Source organism: Methylobacterium fujisawaense, from assembly GCF_014138435.1.
In the GTDB taxonomy this organism is placed as follows: domain Bacteria; phylum Pseudomonadota; class Alphaproteobacteria; order Rhizobiales; family Beijerinckiaceae; genus Methylobacterium; species Methylobacterium fujisawaense.
The window spans coordinates 52,462-69,238 of sequence record NZ_JACJIM010000011.1 but is presented as its reverse complement, the minus strand read 5'-3'; the positions used below and the strand labels follow the sequence as shown (position 1 = coordinate 69,238).

At 72.0% G+C, this 16,777-nt stretch carries 12 protein-coding genes and 1 pseudogene; 7 read left to right on the top strand and 6 right to left on the bottom strand.

The genetic code is table 11. The features are described from left to right. The first annotated feature begins 238 nt into the window (after positions 1–238). A complete protein-coding gene (locus GGQ91_RS26430; protein ID WP_182593192.1) occupies positions 239–2,914 on the top strand; it encodes a bifunctional acetate--CoA ligase family protein/GNAT family N-acetyltransferase in 2,676 nt (891 codons plus the stop codon). 57 nt (positions 2,915–2,971) lie between these two features. Here the strand turns inward: GGQ91_RS26430 and GGQ91_RS26425 are convergent, their stop codons facing one another. Then, positions 2,972–3,505 carry a Dps family protein gene (locus GGQ91_RS26425; protein WP_043385237.1) on the bottom strand — a complete coding sequence of 178 codons (534 nt, stop codon included), beginning with the start codon at positions 3,503–3,505 and terminating at the stop codon, positions 2,972–2,974. A 136-nt stretch (positions 3,506–3,641) separates the two neighbouring features. Beyond that, entirely contained in the window at positions 3,642–5,444 is a 1,803-nt protein-coding gene (locus tag GGQ91_RS26420) for a L,D-transpeptidase family protein (RefSeq protein ID WP_182593191.1), read from the bottom strand. 213 nt (positions 5,445–5,657) lie between these two features. Here GGQ91_RS26420 and GGQ91_RS26415 point away from each other — a divergent pair, with 213 nt between their 5' ends. Then, a complete protein-coding gene (locus GGQ91_RS26415; RefSeq protein ID WP_182593190.1) occupies positions 5,658–6,776 on the top strand; it encodes an acyltransferase family protein in 1,119 nt (372 codons plus the stop codon). Here the strand turns inward: GGQ91_RS26415 and GGQ91_RS26410 are convergent. Further along, entirely contained in the window at positions 6,763–7,941 is a 1,179-nt protein-coding gene (locus GGQ91_RS26410; RefSeq protein WP_182593189.1) for an endo-1,4-beta-xylanase, read from the bottom strand. The two genes, GGQ91_RS26415 and GGQ91_RS26410, sit on opposite strands and share 14 nt — an antisense overlap. A gap of 153 nt (positions 7,942–8,094) precedes the next feature. On the opposite strand from GGQ91_RS26410, the gene GGQ91_RS26405 reads away from it, so the two are divergent. Next, entirely contained in the window at positions 8,095–8,937 is an 843-nt protein-coding gene (locus GGQ91_RS26405; protein ID WP_053609123.1) for an SDR family NAD(P)-dependent oxidoreductase, read from the top strand. Positions 8,938–9,087: 150 nt separating this feature from the next. Here GGQ91_RS26405 and GGQ91_RS26400 read toward each other — a convergent pair. After that, positions 9,088–9,376, bottom strand: a pseudogene (locus GGQ91_RS26400) (GIY-YIG nuclease family protein). A gap of 219 nt (positions 9,377–9,595) precedes the next feature. On the opposite strand from GGQ91_RS26400, the gene zwf reads away from it, so the two are divergent. Beyond that, the gene (gene zwf, locus GGQ91_RS26395) at positions 9,596–11,068 is read left to right on the top strand and encodes a glucose-6-phosphate dehydrogenase (RefSeq protein WP_043357817.1); all 1,473 of its coding nucleotides are present in this window, start codon (positions 9,596–9,598) and stop codon (positions 11,066–11,068) included. A 121-nt stretch (positions 11,069–11,189) separates the two neighbouring features. After that, a complete protein-coding gene (locus tag GGQ91_RS26390) occupies positions 11,190–11,390 on the top strand; it encodes a hypothetical protein (protein ID WP_043357814.1) in 201 nt (66 codons plus the stop codon). A 99-nt stretch (positions 11,391–11,489) separates the two neighbouring features. Here the strand turns inward: GGQ91_RS26390 and GGQ91_RS26385 are convergent, their stop codons facing one another. Then, entirely contained in the window at positions 11,490–13,004 is a 1,515-nt protein-coding gene (locus tag GGQ91_RS26385; RefSeq protein WP_182593188.1) for an OpgD/OpgG family glucan biosynthesis protein, read from the bottom strand. Between the two features lie 271 nt (positions 13,005–13,275). Here GGQ91_RS26385 and mdoH point away from each other — a divergent pair, with 271 nt between their 5' ends. Then, entirely contained in the window at positions 13,276–15,204 is a 1,929-nt protein-coding gene (mdoH, locus tag GGQ91_RS26380) for a glucans biosynthesis glucosyltransferase MdoH (protein ID WP_182593187.1), read from the top strand. A 411-nt stretch (positions 15,205–15,615) separates the two neighbouring features. Beyond that, entirely contained in the window at positions 15,616–16,281 is a 666-nt protein-coding gene (locus GGQ91_RS26375) for a L,D-transpeptidase (protein ID WP_043385259.1), read from the top strand. A gap of 52 nt (positions 16,282–16,333) precedes the next feature. Here the strand turns inward: GGQ91_RS26375 and GGQ91_RS26370 are convergent, their stop codons facing one another. Next, complete coding sequence (locus GGQ91_RS26370; RefSeq protein WP_043759164.1) at positions 16,334–16,660, bottom strand: cupin domain-containing protein; 327 nt, start codon at positions 16,658–16,660, stop codon at positions 16,334–16,336. Positions 16,661–16,777: the final 117 nt, after the last annotated feature.

Here is a 16,777-nt window from a genome sequence, read left to right as displayed (position 1 = left end):
AAGCGCGCTGGATATTGGACAAAAGGACGTCGCCAACGATGCCGTCGGGGCGATCGTTCGGTGTCCCCATGTCGCGTGCCGCGCGGGCGTTGCAGGCGCGCCGGATCGCGCCATCTGAGGGGGCGGCGGGCGTTCCATGAGCCGTGCCCGATCGGACGAAGCGGGGGACCAGATGCGTGCCGGCACGAACGGCCTGCGGAAGCTCATCCCGTGACGGCGGCGCCGTGAGCCGCCGGTCATGAGCACATACCGGTTCGACAAACTGTTGGCGCCCCGGTCGGTCGCCCTGGTGGGTGCGGTCGCCCGCGTGGGCTCACTGGGGCGCAGCGTGTTCGACAGCCTGCGCGCCGCGGGCTTTCCCGGCGCGATCCTGCCGGTCCAGCCCGATCAGGCGACGGTCGAGGGGCTGCCCTGCGTGCCCAGGGTCGCGGATCTCCCCGTCGCCCCCGATCTCGTTCTGATCGCGGTGCCGCCGCCGCGCGTGCCCGAGGTCGTCGCGCAGGCCGCCGCGATCGGCGCCGGGGCGGCGGTGATCCTCACCGCCCGGCTCGGGTCCGAGCCGGACGATCCCGGCCCGATCGCCCACCGGATCGCCCGCGCCCACGGCCTGCGCCTGCTCGGTCCCGACAGCGCCGGCCTCGCGGTGCCGGGTGCCAAGCTCAACGCCAGCCTGTTCGCCCATGCCCCCGCGTCCGGCGACCTCGCCCTCGTCTCGCAATCCGGCACGGTCGCGGCCGCCATCGTCGCCTGGGGTGCCCGCCACGGGACCGGCTTCTCGGCGGTTCTGTCGCTCGGCAGCGTCCTCGATATCGGCGTGGCCGATTGCCTCGACCACTTCGCTGCCGATTATCACACCCGCGCGATCCTGCTCTGCCTCGACAGGGTCGCGGATGCCCGCCGCTTCATGTCGGCCGCCCGGGCCGCCGCGCGGGCCAAGCCCGTCGTGGTGCTTCGGGCCGGCCGGCACCGCCCGGACACGCGCGCCGCCGCCACCCATACCGGCGCCCTGGCCCGTCCGGATGCGGTCTACGCGGCGGCGTTCCGGCGGGCGGGCCTGCTGGCCGTGCCGGACCTCGACGCGATGTTCTCCGCTGTGGAGACCCTGGGGCGCCAGCGGCCCTTCCCGGGCCACCGGTTGGCGATCGTGTCGAACGGCCGCGGCATCGGGCTGCTCGCCGCGGATCGGTTGATCGAGCGGGCCGGGACCCTGGCGGCGCCCGCCGAGGCGGACGGCCGCGCGCCGGGCAACCCTCTCGATCTCGGCATCGATGCCGCCGGGCCGGCCTTCTCCGCCGCGCTGGCACCCCTGCTGACCGATCGGACGAGCGACGCCGTGCTGGCGATCCACGTGCCCACGATTCGTTCGGAGGCGGGCGCGGTGGCGCGTGCCATCGCCGAGACGGTCGAGACCGCCCGGGCCGGCCAATCCCGCAAGAAGCCCGTCTTCGCGGTCTCGCTGGGCGACGCGGAGGCGGGGCGCGAGACCTTCGCGCAGGCCGGGATCCCGCACTTCACCACCGATTCCGAGGCGATCGAGGGCTTCCTGCACCTGGTGCGCTACCGCGAGGCGCAGGACGATCTGATGCGCACGCCGGACTCGCTGCCGCGGGACTTCTCCCCCGACACGGCGCGGGCCCGCTCGATCGTCGCCGGGGCGCTGCAGCAGGGGGCTGCCTGGCTCGACCCGGTGGCGGTCAACGGCCTCTTGGAGGCCTACGGGATTCCGACCGTGCCGATCACGCTGGCGCCCGACAAGGACGCGGCGGCGGCGGCCGCGTGGCCGATCATCGCGGCGGGCGGAACGGTGGCGCTGAAGGTCGTCTCGCCGGACGTGGTGCACAAATCCGACATCGGCGGCGTCCATCTCGACCTGACCAGCGAGGCCGACGTGGCGGACGCGGCCCGCAGCATCCTGGCCCGCGCGCGCCGGGAGCGGCCGGATGCCCGGGTGACCGGTTTTGCCGTGCAGCCGATGGTCCGCCGCGGCCAGCGCCGCGAGCTGATCGCCGGGCTCGCCGAGGACGCGGTGTTCGGCCCGGTCGTGGTCTTCGGCCGGGGCGGCACCGCCGTGGAGGTGATCGACGACCGCGCCCTCGGCCTGCCGCCGCTGGACCTGACCCTCGCGCGCGACCTCATCGCCCGCACCCGGGTCGCGCGGCGCCTCGAAGCCTACCGCGACGTGCCCGCCGCCGATCTCGGGGCGATCGCGCTGACGCTGGTGAAGCTGTCCCAGCTCGCCGCCGACCTGCCGCAGGTGCGCGAACTCGACATCAACCCGCTTCTGGCCGACGAGACCGGCGTGCTCGCCCTCGACGCGCGGGTCCGGATCGGGCGCGCCGAGCGCGGAGCCGACGGACGCGGCCATCCGCGCTTCGCGATCCGGCCCTACCCGGCCGAATGGGTCCGGACGCTCAACCTCAAGGACCGGACGGTGCGGGTGCGGCCGGTGCGCCCGGAGGACGAGGGCCTGTTCCTGACCTTCTTCAAGGGACTCGACCCGGAGGATCTGCGGCTGCGGTTCTTCGGCCCGGTACGCGAGTTCAGCCACGCCTTCCTGGCGCGTCTGACGCAGCTCGACTACGCCCGCGCCATCGCCTTCGTGGCCACGGAGATCGAACCGGGCGGCGGCGAGCGCATGCTCGGCGCCGTCCGGCTGCATGCCGACGCCAACCATGAGAGCGGCGAGTACGCGATCGCGGTCGGCCGCGATGCCCGGGGGACCGGCCTCGCCTTCGCGTTGATGCGCCTCATGATCGATTGGGCGCAGTCCGAGGGCATCGGGCGGGTCGAGGGTACGGTGCTCGCCGAGAACCGGCCGATGCTGGCGGTGTGCCGCCGCCTCGGGTTCACGCAGGGGCGGGATCCCGACGACCCGGGACTCGTGAAGGTGCACCTCGATCTCGCCGGCAGTTAGCGGCGGCGCGACGAGGCCGGACCCGACATCGGCCGTGCCGATGCCGGGAGGCGCGGCTCAGTGGCCGCTGTCGGTGGCGTTGCGGGTGGTCTCGTAGAGGAACCACGTGCGCTCCTCGGACTGGTCGATCCATTCCTCCAGCTGCGAGGTCGTCGCCACGTCGCCTGCCTCATCGGTCACGCCGTGGAGCGTGCGCATGTTGGCGGTGAGGGCCTTGTTGTCGTCGCGCAGCTCCTTGAGCATGTCGAGGGGCGAGACATACTCGGCATCGTTGTCGGCCACGCGGGTCAGGCTCTTGGCCTGGCCGAGCGAGCGCAGCACCGTGCCGCCGATCTTGCGGGCGCGCTCATTCACGGCGTCGATGATCTCGAAGATCTGAGCGGCCTGCTCATCCAACAGGAGGTGGTAATCGCGGAAGTGGGGTCCGCTCATGTGCCAGTGAAAGTTCTTGGTCTTGATGTAGAGGGCGAACAGGTCCGAACTCAGGATCGTCAGGCCCTCGGCGATCGTCCGCACGTCGTTCGGATCAAGGTCGGTCGGGGTGTTCAGCCGCGCGCTCTCGATGCGGCTGCTCGGCTTGGCCTTGGCCATGGTGGTCTCCAGTCTGATTCCGTGGCTCGGCGCGTCGCCCCGTCTCGCTGAAAACGGGCCGATGCGCGTTCCCTGAGCCAATGACGGGCCTGCCGGGAGGTTCCGGTGGACCGAGAATCGCATGGCTGGGTTGGGCTTAGCGGATAGGTTCGACAGATTCCAAACTATGGCGCTCGGCGGCCGAGCGGCCCACCGCGGGCTTCACGGGGGTCGGTTTGACTGCGGCGGGCTTGGTCGCAGCGGCCCGCGCCGGGGCCGGCTTCGCGTCGTGGGCGGCGCCGGGCCGGGGCGCGGTCGGCGCGGCACCGGCGGAGGCCGGCTTCGCGGAGGCCGCGTCCGCACCCGGGGGTGCTGCGGGGGGGATCGCGCCGGTGGCGGCCGGTTCCGGAGCCGGCGTGTCGAGGGCGTAGATGTCGTCGCGGAAATGCGCCTTCCCGTCCGGCGTGGCGAAGCCGGTGAGATACACGAAGACGACCGGGACCGGCTTGGCGAGCTTGATATCGCGGCGCTCGCCATCGGCGATCCCGGTTTCGATCTCGATCGGGCCCCAGTTGGTGCCCGGCCCGTTGGGCCCGTCCGTGCCCTGGAGCAGCCAGCCGACGAGTTCCTTCACCTGGCCCACCCGGACGCAGCCGTGGCTGTGGAACCGCACGCTGGCGGCGAAGAGCGATTTTGCCGGCGTATCGTGCATGTAGACGGCAAAGCGGTTCGGCATGTCGATCCGCACCTGACCCAGCGAATTGTCGAAGCCGGAATCCTGCCGCAACGTGTAATTGACCGCCTTCTCGCCGGCCCAGTCGATCCGGGTCGGATCGACCTCGCCCGAGGGGCCGAGGATCCGGATGTGGTTCTTGGCGAGATAGCCCGGATTCTTGCGCATCTGCGGGATGATCTCGTTCTTCACCACCGAGGCCGGGACGGTCCAGGTCGGATTGAAGTTGATGTCGGTGATCCGCGTCTCGACCGGCGGCGTCGCCTTGTCGGGCGAGCCGACCACCGCGACGTAGCGGCGCGCAACGGCGCCGTTCTCCACCGCCTCCACCGCGGCGGACGGGATGTTGACCACGACGTAGCGGTCGCCGAACGGGAATTTCGAGCCCATCAGCCGGGCCGCGGAGGCGGCGAGCTGGCGCTGGCGCACCGCAGCCGGCACGTTGAGCGCATTGATGGTGAGCCGGCCAAGTATGCCGCTGTCGGGGAGGCCGTGGCGCGCCTGGAACGCCGCGATCGCCGCCACCAGGGGCGGGTCGAGGCGGTCGTTCGGCGGGGCATCCGCCGGCAGGTCGCCGGTCAGCGTCAGATGGTGGCGCAGAGCGGGGATCGCCGGATTGCGTTCGCCGGGCTTGAGGCGCGCGAGGTCCTCGGGCAGCCGCTCCCAGCCGCCGGCCTCCGCGAAGGCCGCGTACCGCTCGGCCGCCCGGAGGGTGTCGAGGAACGTCCGGGGGGTCAGCGTCGGGTTCGGGTCGGTGGAGACCTTGGCGTAGACCAGCGGGGCCGGCTCGCGGGATTTCTTGGCCGCCTCCTGAGGCTTGGCCTGCTGGGTTTTGATGTCCGACGACTTGGTGTCTTGAGCCTTGTTGTCCGGGGATCTGGCATCCTGGGCCTTGGCATCCTGCGCCTTCCCCTGCGCCGGGACAGGCTCCGGCGCGGCCTCGGCCGGTTTGGTTTCAGGGCGCTTGGCATCCGCCGCCTTGCCGGCCGTGCCCTTCGCCTCACCCTTCGCCTCCGGCATCCGGGGCTCCTGGCCCTTCGCGGCCTCCCCTGTGGCGGCGGGCGGCACCGCGACCGGCACGGCGAGCGGCGGCACCGGGCTGCCCTGCACCGCGCCGGCGCCCTGCGCCAGGGCCACGGCTGGTGCGCCGAGGAGCGCCAGCAGCGACAGGCCCGCGCCCAGGGCGGCGTGCGGGCGGGCGTGACGGCGGGGCGGGACCGGGACCATACGCAACACTCCCGACGGCGCCCGAGACAGGGCGGTCGGGCAGGATCATGGACGGCCGTGGTTACCAATCTCCTCCGGTGTTGCCGGGGCCTTGAGTCCCGGATTCACCATCCGGACACTGGTCCAGCCGCTCAGCGTGCCGTGCGGATGTCCGTCCGCACGGAAAGGGCGCTTATGCTGGGCCCCTGACGCGACAGGAGATCGACCTCCGCCATGCCGGATTCCGGGTTTCTGGTCCCGAAGACGATGCCCTACCTGCCTCAGCTCGACGGGGTGCGGGCGCTCGCCATCCTGATCGTGTTCGCGGCCCATTGCGGCTACAGCCACGTTGTGCCGGGCGGCTTCGGCGTCACCGTCTTCTTCTTCCTCAGCGGCTACCTGATCACCACGCTCCTGCGAATCGAGCGGGCGCAGACGGGCGCGGTGTCGCTCCCGGCCTTCTACCTCCGGCGCAGCCTGCGCATCCTGCCCCCGATGTACCTGACCCTGCTCGCCTCCGGCGCCCTCTACGGGGCGGGATGGCTGGACTGGATGCACGTCGAACCGGCGGCGATCCTCGGACAGGCGACGTTCCTGACCAACTATCCCGGCCTGTTCGGCACCGAGGCGGTGCTGCCGGTGCCGCTGTGGAGCCTCGCCATCGAGGAGCACTTCTACCTCGTCTTCCCGCTGGCCTTCGTGCTCTGGCTCGGGCGCCTCCGGCCGCGCCATGCGGCTCTGGCCTGCCTGGGGCTCTGCGCGGTGGTGCTGGCGATCCGGTGCGAGAACGTCTGGCGGCTGCCGGATTACAGCCTGAACTACAGCTGGACCCACACGCGGATCGACGCGATCCTGTTCGGCTGCTGCCTCGGGTTGTGGAACAACCCGGTGGTCCCGGCCGACCGGGCGTGGCGCCCCACGGCCTGGCACGTCGCGGCCAGCCTCGCGGTGATCCTCGGAACCCTGGCGGTCCGCGAGCCCGCCTTCCGGGAGAGCCTGCGCTACACGCTCCAGAGCGCCGCCCTGTTCGTGCCCTTCGCGTACCTGCTGCACGGCGAGGGGCCTATGGTCCGGCTGCTCGCCAGCCGGCCGATGCGCCAGCTCGGGCTGTGGTCCTACAGCTTCTACCTCGCACACATGACCGTGGTGGCGCTGGTGCTGCACGTGAGGCCCGGGCTGCACGGCGTCGGGCTGATGCTGGCGGCCTTCCCGGTGACGCTGCTGTGGTGCTGGGGGATGTACGCGGTCGTCGAGCGCCCCTGCGCGCGCCTTCGCCGCCGGCTCCTCGCGGACCGGCCGCCGGAGCCGAGCCTGGCCGAGGACGGACGCCGGGCCGGCGTCACGCCCGCCTGAGCGTCTCGCGGGCGGTTTTGTGATCCGGCGCGGCCTCGAAGGCCGCCTTCATGGCGTGCCACAGGGGCTTGCGCCGGAACTGCGCGTCGAGGGGGAGGGCCCGCTGCGGCAGGCCATCCGGCCGCTTGCGGTAGGGATGGTCGTTCAGCCACGTGTCGGGGTCGTAGATGTCCCAGGTCAGGACGTCGAGGCAGGCGGGCTCGTCCAGCACCACGTCGAGGTAGCGCCGGGCGTAATCGGCCACCTTCCGGTCGCGGGTCGCCACGTCGGACGGGAAGGCGCGGTCGTCGATGTCGAGTTCGGTGATCGCGATGCCGAGCCCCATCTGGCCGATCTCCCGGAGGAAGCGCCGCAGCTGGCCCTGGTCGATCGGGATCGTGCTGGTGAGGTGCGACTGAAGCCCGAAGCGCCGGATCGGCACGCCGCGGGACCGCATCCCCTCCAGGCGGCGCAGGACCTTGGTGCGCTTGGCCTCCATCCAGGGCACGCCCTGCTCCACCGCGTCCTCGTTCCAGGTGCCGGCGGCCGCGGGATCGGCCTCGTGCAGGATCCGGAACGCGAGGTCGACGTAGCCGGGGCCGATCGCGGCGAGCCAGGGCGAGTCGCGCAGGCCCCCGCCGCGGTCGGGATCGGCCTCGTTGCCGAAGATCTCGTTGACCACGTCCCAGGCGACGATCTGGCCCCGGTAGTGGCCGGCCACCGTCTCGATCCAGCGCCGCATGAAATCCTCGGCCTGGACGGCGCTCGCCCGGCCGAGCAGCGGGCCGACCCAGGGCGGCAGCGCCGCGTGCCAGACGAGCGTGTGGCCGCGCATGCGCTGGCCGTTTCCCCGCGCGAAGCGCAGGATCGCGTCGCCGCGGGCGAAGTCGGTCTTGCCGGGCGCGGGCAGGACCTCCTCCATCTTCATCTCGGTGCCGCAGACGAGGATGCCGCATTCCCGCGCCACCGCCTGCCGGTAGGCGGGCGTCGAATCGAAGCGGTGGAACGGGACCTCGCAGCCGTAGAGCAGGCCCTTGGCGGCCGCCGCGGCCTGGAGGCTGTCGCCCGACCAGGACGGACGGCCGAGGGGACCGAACCCCGCCGGGCCGGCCGCACGCGCCGCATGGGCGAGGCCGAGGGAGGCCGCACCGGCGAGGATCGACCGGCGGCTCGGGGGAGGGGGCATCCGGGTGCTTCGTTCCGAAGGGTGTCCGGTCATCCTAGCAGAAGCCGCCGCCGCGGCGATCCGCGGGTTCTGCCGGGTCGCGGGATCCGTCTCGAACTCGCCTTCCGTCCGGCTCGCCCCATCTGAAGGGCGCCACGCCTCCGAGGATCCGTCATGAGCCAGAACCCCGCGATCAGCCCCGGCCGCAGCGCGGTCGTCACCGGCGCTGCGAGTGGCATCGGGCTCGCCGCCGCGCAGGCCTTCGCGCGGGCCGGCATGAACGTCTGGCTCGCCGACCTGCCGGGGCCGGCCCTGGACGCGGCCCGCGCCGCCGTGGCCGAACTCGCCGCCGTCGAGGTCCGGGCCATACCCACCGACGTGTCGGATCGCGGGGCGGTGGAAGCCCTGGCGGCTGCCGTCGCCAAGGCCGGGCCGCCGGCCCTGGTGATGCTGAATGCCGGCATCGAGGCCGGTGGGAAACTGTTCTCCGACGCCGACACCTGGACGCGGATCCTGGGCACCAATCTCGGCGGCGTAGTCAACGGCATCCACGCCTTCGCGCCCGGCATGATCGCGGGCGGCAAGCCCGGGGCGATCATCGTCACCGGCTCGAAGCAGGGCATCACCACGCCGCCGGGCAACGCGCCCTACAACGTCTCGAAGGCGGGGGTGAAGGCGGTCACCGAGGCGCTCGCCCACGAGTTGCGCAACCGCGAAGGATGCCGGACCACCGCCCACCTGCTGATCCCGGGCTTCGTCTATACGGGCCTCACCAAGGCCCGGGGCGTCGCCGAGAAGCCCGCGGGAGCCTGGACGCCCGACGAGACCGTGGCCTTCATGCTGGAGCGGCTCGCCGCCGGCGACTTCTACATCCTCTGCCCCGACAACGAGACCACCCGGGCGCAGGACGCGAAGCGGATCGCCTGGGCGGCGGGCGACATCATCGAGAACCGGCCCGCCCTGTCGCGCTGGCACCCGGATTTTTCCGAAGGCTTCAAGCGGTACATGGAGGGGTGACCCATACGGCCTCGCGCGGCCCTGGGTCACTTCGCTTCGCTCGCGAAGACGGGGGAGTGAGACTCGTCGCGTGGCTGCGCGCGGGTTGCCGCGTTCACCGTCCTTGCGAGCGCAGCGAAGCAATCCAGGGAGCCGCGACGCCGGACCTGTTCACGCGAGATCAGGATACAGGTCGTTCCAATCCGGATTCATCGCCTCGATCAGAGCGAGCTTTTTCTTCCGTGAGCCCGCCTTGATCTGCTTCTCGCGCGTGATGGCCTCATTCATCGTGGGATAGCGCTCATACCAGACGAGGCGCTTGCAATCGTAGCGGCTGGTGAAGCCCTGGAGCAGCGCCTCGCGATGCTCGTAGACCCCGCCGGGCGAGGTTGGATGTCACGCCGGTGTAGAGCGTCCCGTTGCGGCGGCTCGCCATGATGTAGACGGCCGGCTCACGCATCGTGCTGCCCTCCGACGCCGGCGCGCGGCCCTGGGTTGCTTCGCCGTGCTCGCAAAGACGGAGCGTGACGTCATCGGGTTGCCCAAAGCTGTCGCGGCCGCGCCCCGGCCCGGGCAGCGCTGGTCCGCGCCCCGAGTCTGGCGAAGCCCTTGCACACGGGCTAGGTCAGTGCGACGCAGCCGCCGCACGAGACCAGCGCACGACAACCGGGAGCCGCACTTGGCCACGATCATTCCCGTCGCCTCCTTCGACTGCGTCGTGTTCGGCGCGACCGGCGATCTGACCGCGCGAAAGCTTCTGCCGGCCCTGTTCTACCGCTTCCGGGACGGGCAGATCCCGGAGACGAGCCGGATCATCGGTGCCTCGCGCTCGGAATTGTCCCTCGACGCCTTCCGCGAGCATGCCCGCGACGCCCTGAAGCGTTTCGTCCCCGCCGCCGACCTGTCGGAAGACATGCTCCATCGCTTCCTCGACCACGTCGACTACGTCGCGGTCGACGGCGCCGGCGACAGCGGCTGGACGGACCTCGTGGCCAAGCTCGACGAGCGGCCCGACCAGGTCCGGCCCTACTACCTCGCCACCTCGCCCGACCTCTACGGCTCGATCTGCCGCAACCTCGCCGCCCACGGGCTCGTCGGCGAGAAGTCCCGCGTCGTGCTGGAGAAGCCGATCGGCAAGGATCTGAAATCGGCCCGGGCGATCAACGACGCGGTCGGCGAGGTCTTCCCCGAATCGCAGATTTTCCGGATCGACCACTATCTCGGCAAGGAGACGGTCCAGAACCTGCTCTCGCTCCGCTTCGCCAACACGATCTTCGAGCGGCTTTGGACCTCGGACGTGATCGACCACGTCCAGATCACGGTCGCCGAGACGGTGGGGGTCGAGGGCCGGGCCGGCTACTACGACACATCGGGCGCGATGCGCGATATGCTGCAGAACCACATCCTGCAGCTCCTGTGCCTCACCGCCATGGAGAGCCCGCTCAACCTCGAGGCGAACTCGGTCCGCGACGAGAAATTGAAGGTGCTCCGCGCCCTCAAGCCGATCACCACGCACGATATCCAGAGCGTGACGGTGCGCGGCCAGTACGTGGCGGGCGCCGTCGACGGCAAGCCCGTCGAGGGCTACCTCTCCGAGCTCGGCCACGAGAGCCGGACCGAGACCTTCGTCGCCATGAAGGTCGAGATCCAGTCCGGCCGCTGGGCCGGCGTGCCGTTCTACCTGCGCACCGGCAAGCGCCTGCCCCGGAAGCTCTCGGAGATCGTGGTGCAGTTCCGCGCCTCGCCGTTCTCGATCTTCCCCGAGGAGGCCTTCGGCCGCGAGCCGAACCGCCTCGTGATCCGCCTGCAGCCGCAGGAGGGCATGAAGCTCGAGGTGATGACCAAGGATCCGGGCCCCGGCGGCCTGCGCCTGCGTCCCACCGACCTCGACATCTCCTTCGAGGAGACCTTCAAGCAGCGCTATCCCGACGCCTACGAGCGCCTGCTGATGGACGTGGTCCGCGGCAACGCCACCCTGTTCATGCGCCGCGACGAGGTCGAGGCCGCCTGGGCCTGGGCGGACGGCGTGCTCAAGGCCTGGGCCGACCGGCCCGAGGCGCCCCGGCCCTACCCGGCGGGGAGCTGGGGGCCGACCGCCGCCATCGCGCTGATCGAGCGCGACGGCCGGACCTGGCACGAGGAACTGCGGTAACGACGGTCTTCGGCTTACGGCCAAGCTGCCTTGATACGGTCAAGCCAGATGTGAAATCTGTCTGTGCCGTCGGATACCGCCCCGCGAGAGGGCGGATACGGCGCAGCACGAGGGATCATCAATGCTGGACAATCATCACGACGCGGCCGCTCAGGCCGAGCGTCGCCTGGAGCGTTCGGTCGCCGCCGCCCTGCGCGTCATCGCCGCCGCCCATGTCGAGCGGCAGGCCCCGCCGGTCTCCGCCGCCCGTCGCCGCCTGAGCGAGGTCTACGGCGCCACCCGTCTGGCCCGCCGCCTGGAGCAGGAGCGCCGGACCGCCTGAGCGTTCGCCGCCCGAACCGTCGCGCCGCGCCCCGGTCGGAGCGGCGAGACCCGACGTCGCGCTGCCCCGGGTCGCTTCGCGTCGCGCGCGATCACGGGGTTACAGGGCGGCGTCCCAGGTCTCGCTGAGGGGGGTCGCCCCGCGGACCAGCCGGGCGCGCAGCACGACGTCGCCCGCCGGCATCGGTTCCGGCGGGCGCCACTCGACATAGATCCGCCAGCCGCCGGTCTGCGGCACGAAGTTGGCCACCGGCTCGTGCATCGTGCCGGCACTGGCCGAGACCTCGGCGGTGACCGCCTCGTCGGCAGATTTCGGCAGGCCCGGCCCCTCGAAATCGATCACGCAGAGCCGCCGCTGCGGGCTCGGCGGGGTGATGGGGCGCAGGCGTTCCGCGGAGCCGAATCGCGTCGAGGTCACCCGGGCGAGGGCGGCGTCCGGGATCGCCGGCACGGGCTCCGCCCCCACCGTGGTCAGGCCGTAGGCGAGATGCAGCGGCGCGCCGGGCTGCGCCGGCGCCGCGGGCACGAAGGCCGCCACGATGTTGTCCATGTACTCTTCGCCCGACGGGATCTCGAAGAGCTGCACGGCGCCGTTCGCGAAGGCGCCCCCGGCGGGATCCGGGGCCACCCACAGGCCCGGCCGCGCCTCGTGACGCGCCTCGACGTCGAGATAGGCCGCGAAGGTCCGCTCCCGCTGCAGCAGCCCGAAGCCGGCGAGCGGCCGGGCCGCGAAGGCGGAGATCTGCGGCTGCTTGCGCCCGTTGACCAGGGGCCGCCAGATCCGGTCGACCCGCGCCGGGTCGGCCCCGGCCGCGACGCAGAGGCCGTCGGAATCGTGGACCTGCGGCCGGAAGTCGTCGAACGGCTTGGCCCCACGCGCCCCGGGCCCGTTCTGCCCGTACAGGAACATGCTGGTGAGGGGGGCCAGCCCGAGCTTCGCGATCGACCGGCGTGGATGGAGCGCCGCGGTGACGGCGATCCGCGCCGGGTCTCCGGGGCTGATGGCGAACCGGAAGGCGCCGGCCACGCTCGGGCTGTCGAGCAGCGAGAGCACCGTCAGGGTGCGGGCTTCCGGCTCCGGTTCGCAGATCCAGTGGGCGACGAAGTCGGGAAATTCCTCGCCCTCCGGCGCGCCCGTGCCGATGGCGAGCCCCCGGGCCGAGAGCCCGTATTCCTGATGGGCCGCGCGCAGGCGGAAATAGGAGGCCCCCAGGAAGACGAGAAACTCTTCCTGGAAGCCCTTCGGTCGCCACGCCGGCGTGTCCGGGAAGGCGTAGTGCAGGCGGAAGCCCGCGAAGCCGAGATCCGGCGCGAAGCTCTGGCCGGCGAGCCGCCGGCCAAGATCGAACAGGCGGGTCTCGTAGGGGATCGGGCGCGCCGGCCCGCGCCGCGGCTGGAGGTAGAGCGCCACGCGCTTGCGCTGCAGGAAGCCGCGGTGGAACAGCTGGGCGCTGAAATGGTCGCCGAGGTGCAGGCTCTCGGCCGGACGGAAGGTGATGGCGCGGTAGCCGTCGTAGTCGAGGGCGGCGAGCGCCGGCGGAAGATCCTCGGGCGGGGCGGCATAGGGGGCCGCGGCGAGGCGTGCCGCCTCCGCCGACAGGGTTTCGAAGGTCATTGCGCCCCCCTGCGGCGGAAGCGCCGGCCCGGCCCACGTTCTGGACCCATTCAGATCAGCCGCGCTAGGTAGAACCGTGCCGGCAGCCGCGGCCAGAGCTGTTCGAAGAACGCGGCGTCGGGAGGGGGGATTGATCCGTTCGGCTTCCGGCGGTCTGTGCTGCCGGGTCGGCTCCGTGTCCTCGCCCCGCACATCGGTATCCACGGTCATCGGTTCCCGGCCTCCGACGGCCGGGCGGCCGGCAGTCTTCCACGGTCGAGTTCCTCGCGCCATGTCCTCACGCGTCACCTCCTCCGCCGAGCGGTCGCACCGGAACGCGGATCCCGCCATACCCGATCCCTCGGACGCCGCATCCTGTCGCGAGGTCTGGACCGGCGAGCGCCGCGGCGCCCTGCGCGCCCGGCGCCTGGCCCTGGCCGTCCCGAGCCTCGGCACCGCCGGCGGTCTCGTGTGGCTCGCCGCGCTCGCCTATCCGGCGGGCGTCAGCCCGCTTGCCTGGGCGGTCCTGGTTCTGTTCGGCCTCGTGATGGGCTGGCAGGCCTTCGTCGCCTGCCAGTACGTCTACGGGTTCGTCGCTTCCCTCCTGGGCGACCGGGCGAAATCCGCGCTGGAGCGCTGCTCAGAAGCGGCGGGTGCCGGGCCGGCTGGGACCGGACGCACCGCCGCCGTGGTGGCGATCCACGCCGAGGACGCGGTCGCGGTGTTCGCCCGCCTGCGGGTGATGGCCCGCTCGCTGGCCCGTACCGACGCGCAGGGCATCGACATCTTCGTCCTCTCCGACACGCGGGACGGGGCGATCGCCGCCGTGGAGGAGCACGAATTCGCGCGCATCCAGGCCTGGGCGGCACAGGATCCGGCCCTGCCGCGGATCCGCTACCGGCGCCGGGCGGAGAATCTCGGCCGCAAGGCCGGCAACATCGGCGAGTTCTGCCGCAGCTACGGTGCCGAATACGCCTTCATGATCGTGCTGGACGCCGACAGCCTGATGACCGGCGCGGCCATGACCCGGCTCGTCGGGCTGATGCAGGCGAGCCCCCGCACCGGCCTGATCCAGACCGTCTCCTACGCGGCCGGTCGCGACACGCTCTTCGCCCGCATCCAGCAATTCGCCGTCCGCCTCTACGCGCCGCTGGCCTTGCGCTGCCTGGAGACCTGGCAGGGGCCGGAGGGCAGCTACTGGGGCCACAACGCGATCCTGCGGATCGAGGCCTTCGCGGAGAATGCGCAGCTCCCGAAGCTCCCGGGCCGGGAGCCGCTGGGCGGCGAGATCCTGTGCCACGACATCGTCGAGGGCGCGCTGATGGTCCGCGCCGGTTGGGAGGTGCGGCTCCTGCCCGAGATGGGCGGCACCTGGGAGGAGATGCCCACCAACCTCATCGACCTGCTCGGCCGCGAGCGCCGCTGGTGCCAGGGCAATCTCCAGCACCTGCGCGTGCTGCCCTGGGCGGGCCTGCACGCGGCGAGCCGCTGGCATCTCCTGGTCGGGATCCTCTCCTACGGGATGCTGCCGCTCTGGATCGCCTTCCTCGGCCTCGCCGCGTGGCAGGCCGCCCGGACCGGCGATCTCGGCCTCCTGGCCTACGGGCTGACCGGGCAGGGCGCGGCCGCCCACGCCCTGGCCGCCCTCAGCCTCGCAATCCTGGCCCTGCCGAAGCTCCTCAGCCTCGTCCATGTCCTGGCATCGCCGGAGCGCCGGGCGGCCTTCGGCGGCACCCGGGCGCTGCTCGCGAGCGCCGCCCTGGAGCAGGCGGCGTGGGTGTTCCTGTGGCCGGTCCTGACCCTGTTCACCGCCGGGGCCGTGGTCTCGACCTTCTTCGGCCGGGTGGTGCGCTGGGAGACGCAGGATCGCGACGATCGGCAACTGTCCTGGGCGGAGGCCTTCCGGCTCCAGGCGGACGCCGTGGTGGTCGGCGGGCTGATGGTCTTCGCGCTGCTCCTCGTCGGGAACGCGTGGCTCGCCCTCTGGATGGCGCCGCTGGCCCTGGCGCTCCTCACGAGCCCGGCCCAGAGCGTCTGGACGAGCCGGGCCGATCTCGGCCGCGCCGCCCGGGCGCGCGGCCTGTTCCTGAACGCCGACGACACCGCGCAGGCGCCGGAACTCGCCGAACTCGCCCAGCTCCGCGGCCTGCCCTCCGCACCGGCTCCGCTCCGGACGGTCCCCCGCGAGCCGGCCATCTGGCTCGCCGCCGACGAGGCCTGATCCGGGCGCCGGTCGCGGGCCGTCGGTCGAGCCGGCCCTCGCCGTCGTCGCGCGCAGCGAAGCGCCCCAGGAGCGTGGGACAGCAGGACCTGCCACGCGCACGAGATTGCTTCTCTCGGCGCGCAAGGACGGTGGTGCCGGCGCCATCGACCGGAGACGGGATGCGAGCGGGCCTTCGCCGGCGGGGCGAAGGCACCGGACGTCGGGACCGTTGGCATTCATCCCGGGGCTACGGCCAAGCTGCCACAGTGTTGCCATCGAGTCACGGGCGGGCGGAACCGCCCGGGCGGGGCGGTTTCAGGCTTGGATTCGAGGCGCGAGCGTTTACCCCTTGGCGAGGATCGGCACGGCATCGTGCCCCGGTATTCGCCGCGTTCCCGCCATAGTCCGCGCCTGCCCCGAGAGGCTTTGATGCGTCGTTTTCTCCCCGCCCTGATCGGGCTTTTCGGCGTGGCCGCCTCCGCCGCGCCGGTTCTGGCCTACGAGATCGACCCGCTGACCCGCCAGCCCCTGAACGACGCGCTCACCGTGCGCGTGCGCCCGCAGGCCGTCGAGACGGTTGCGGTGCCGGTGGCGAACGCCTCGCTCAACCCCGCCGACCCGCTGAACGCCGACGCCGCGGTCCCGCAGATGTCGGCGATCCCGCGCGAGACGGTGGCCTATAACGGCCCCTACGGCGCCGGCACGATCGTCGTCTCCACCGCCGAGCGGCGGCTCTACTACGTCCTGGGCGGCGGTCAGGCCCTGCGCTACGGCGTCGGCGTCGGCCGGCCGGGCTTCACCTGGGGTGGCGTGCAGACGATCACGATGAAGCGCGAGTGGCCGGATTGGCGCCCGCCGTCGACCATGCTGAAGCGCCGGCCCGACCTGCCGCGCTACATGAAGGGCGGCCTCGAGAACCCGCTGGGCGCCCGCGCCATGTATCTCGGCGGCTCGATCTACCGGATCCACGGCTCCAATGAGCCGGAGACCATCGGCACCGCCGTCTCGTCGGGCTGCATCCGCATGACCAACGATGACGTGACGGACCTCTACACCCGCGCCAAGGTCGGCACGAAGGTCATCGTCCAGCGCTGAGGCGTTCGGACCTTTGGGAGGGGCCGGCCGTCACAGGTCGGCCCTTTCGCGTTCAGGCGCCCGGCAGGGTCACCAGCGCGTCCGGGCGCTTCACCTCGATCTCCACGAAGGCGATCGGGTGGTCCGAGCCGTTCATCACGTCGTGCCGGATGCCGGCCGGGCGCATGTAGGATTGGCCGGCCGCGAGCGCGGTCTCGCTCACCGCCGCGCCGTCGTGGACGCGCAGGATCCCATCCATCAGCATCACCACGAAGTAGGGCCAGCCGTGCTCGTGCCAGCCGGTCACGGCGCCCGGCGGGAAGTCCCAGCGGGTGATGCGCACGGTGGCGTCGTCCTGCTGGACGGTCGGGACGGCTGGGATGGTGCAGGCGAAGGCCATGGCGGCTCCAAGGGAAGCGGTCGGTGTGCCGTCATGGCGATGCAAGGCTTCGGCCTACCGGGCGGCGCAGTGACCCACGCCGTCCTCGCGCACGCGGCGCGACGCCCCAGGGTGGCG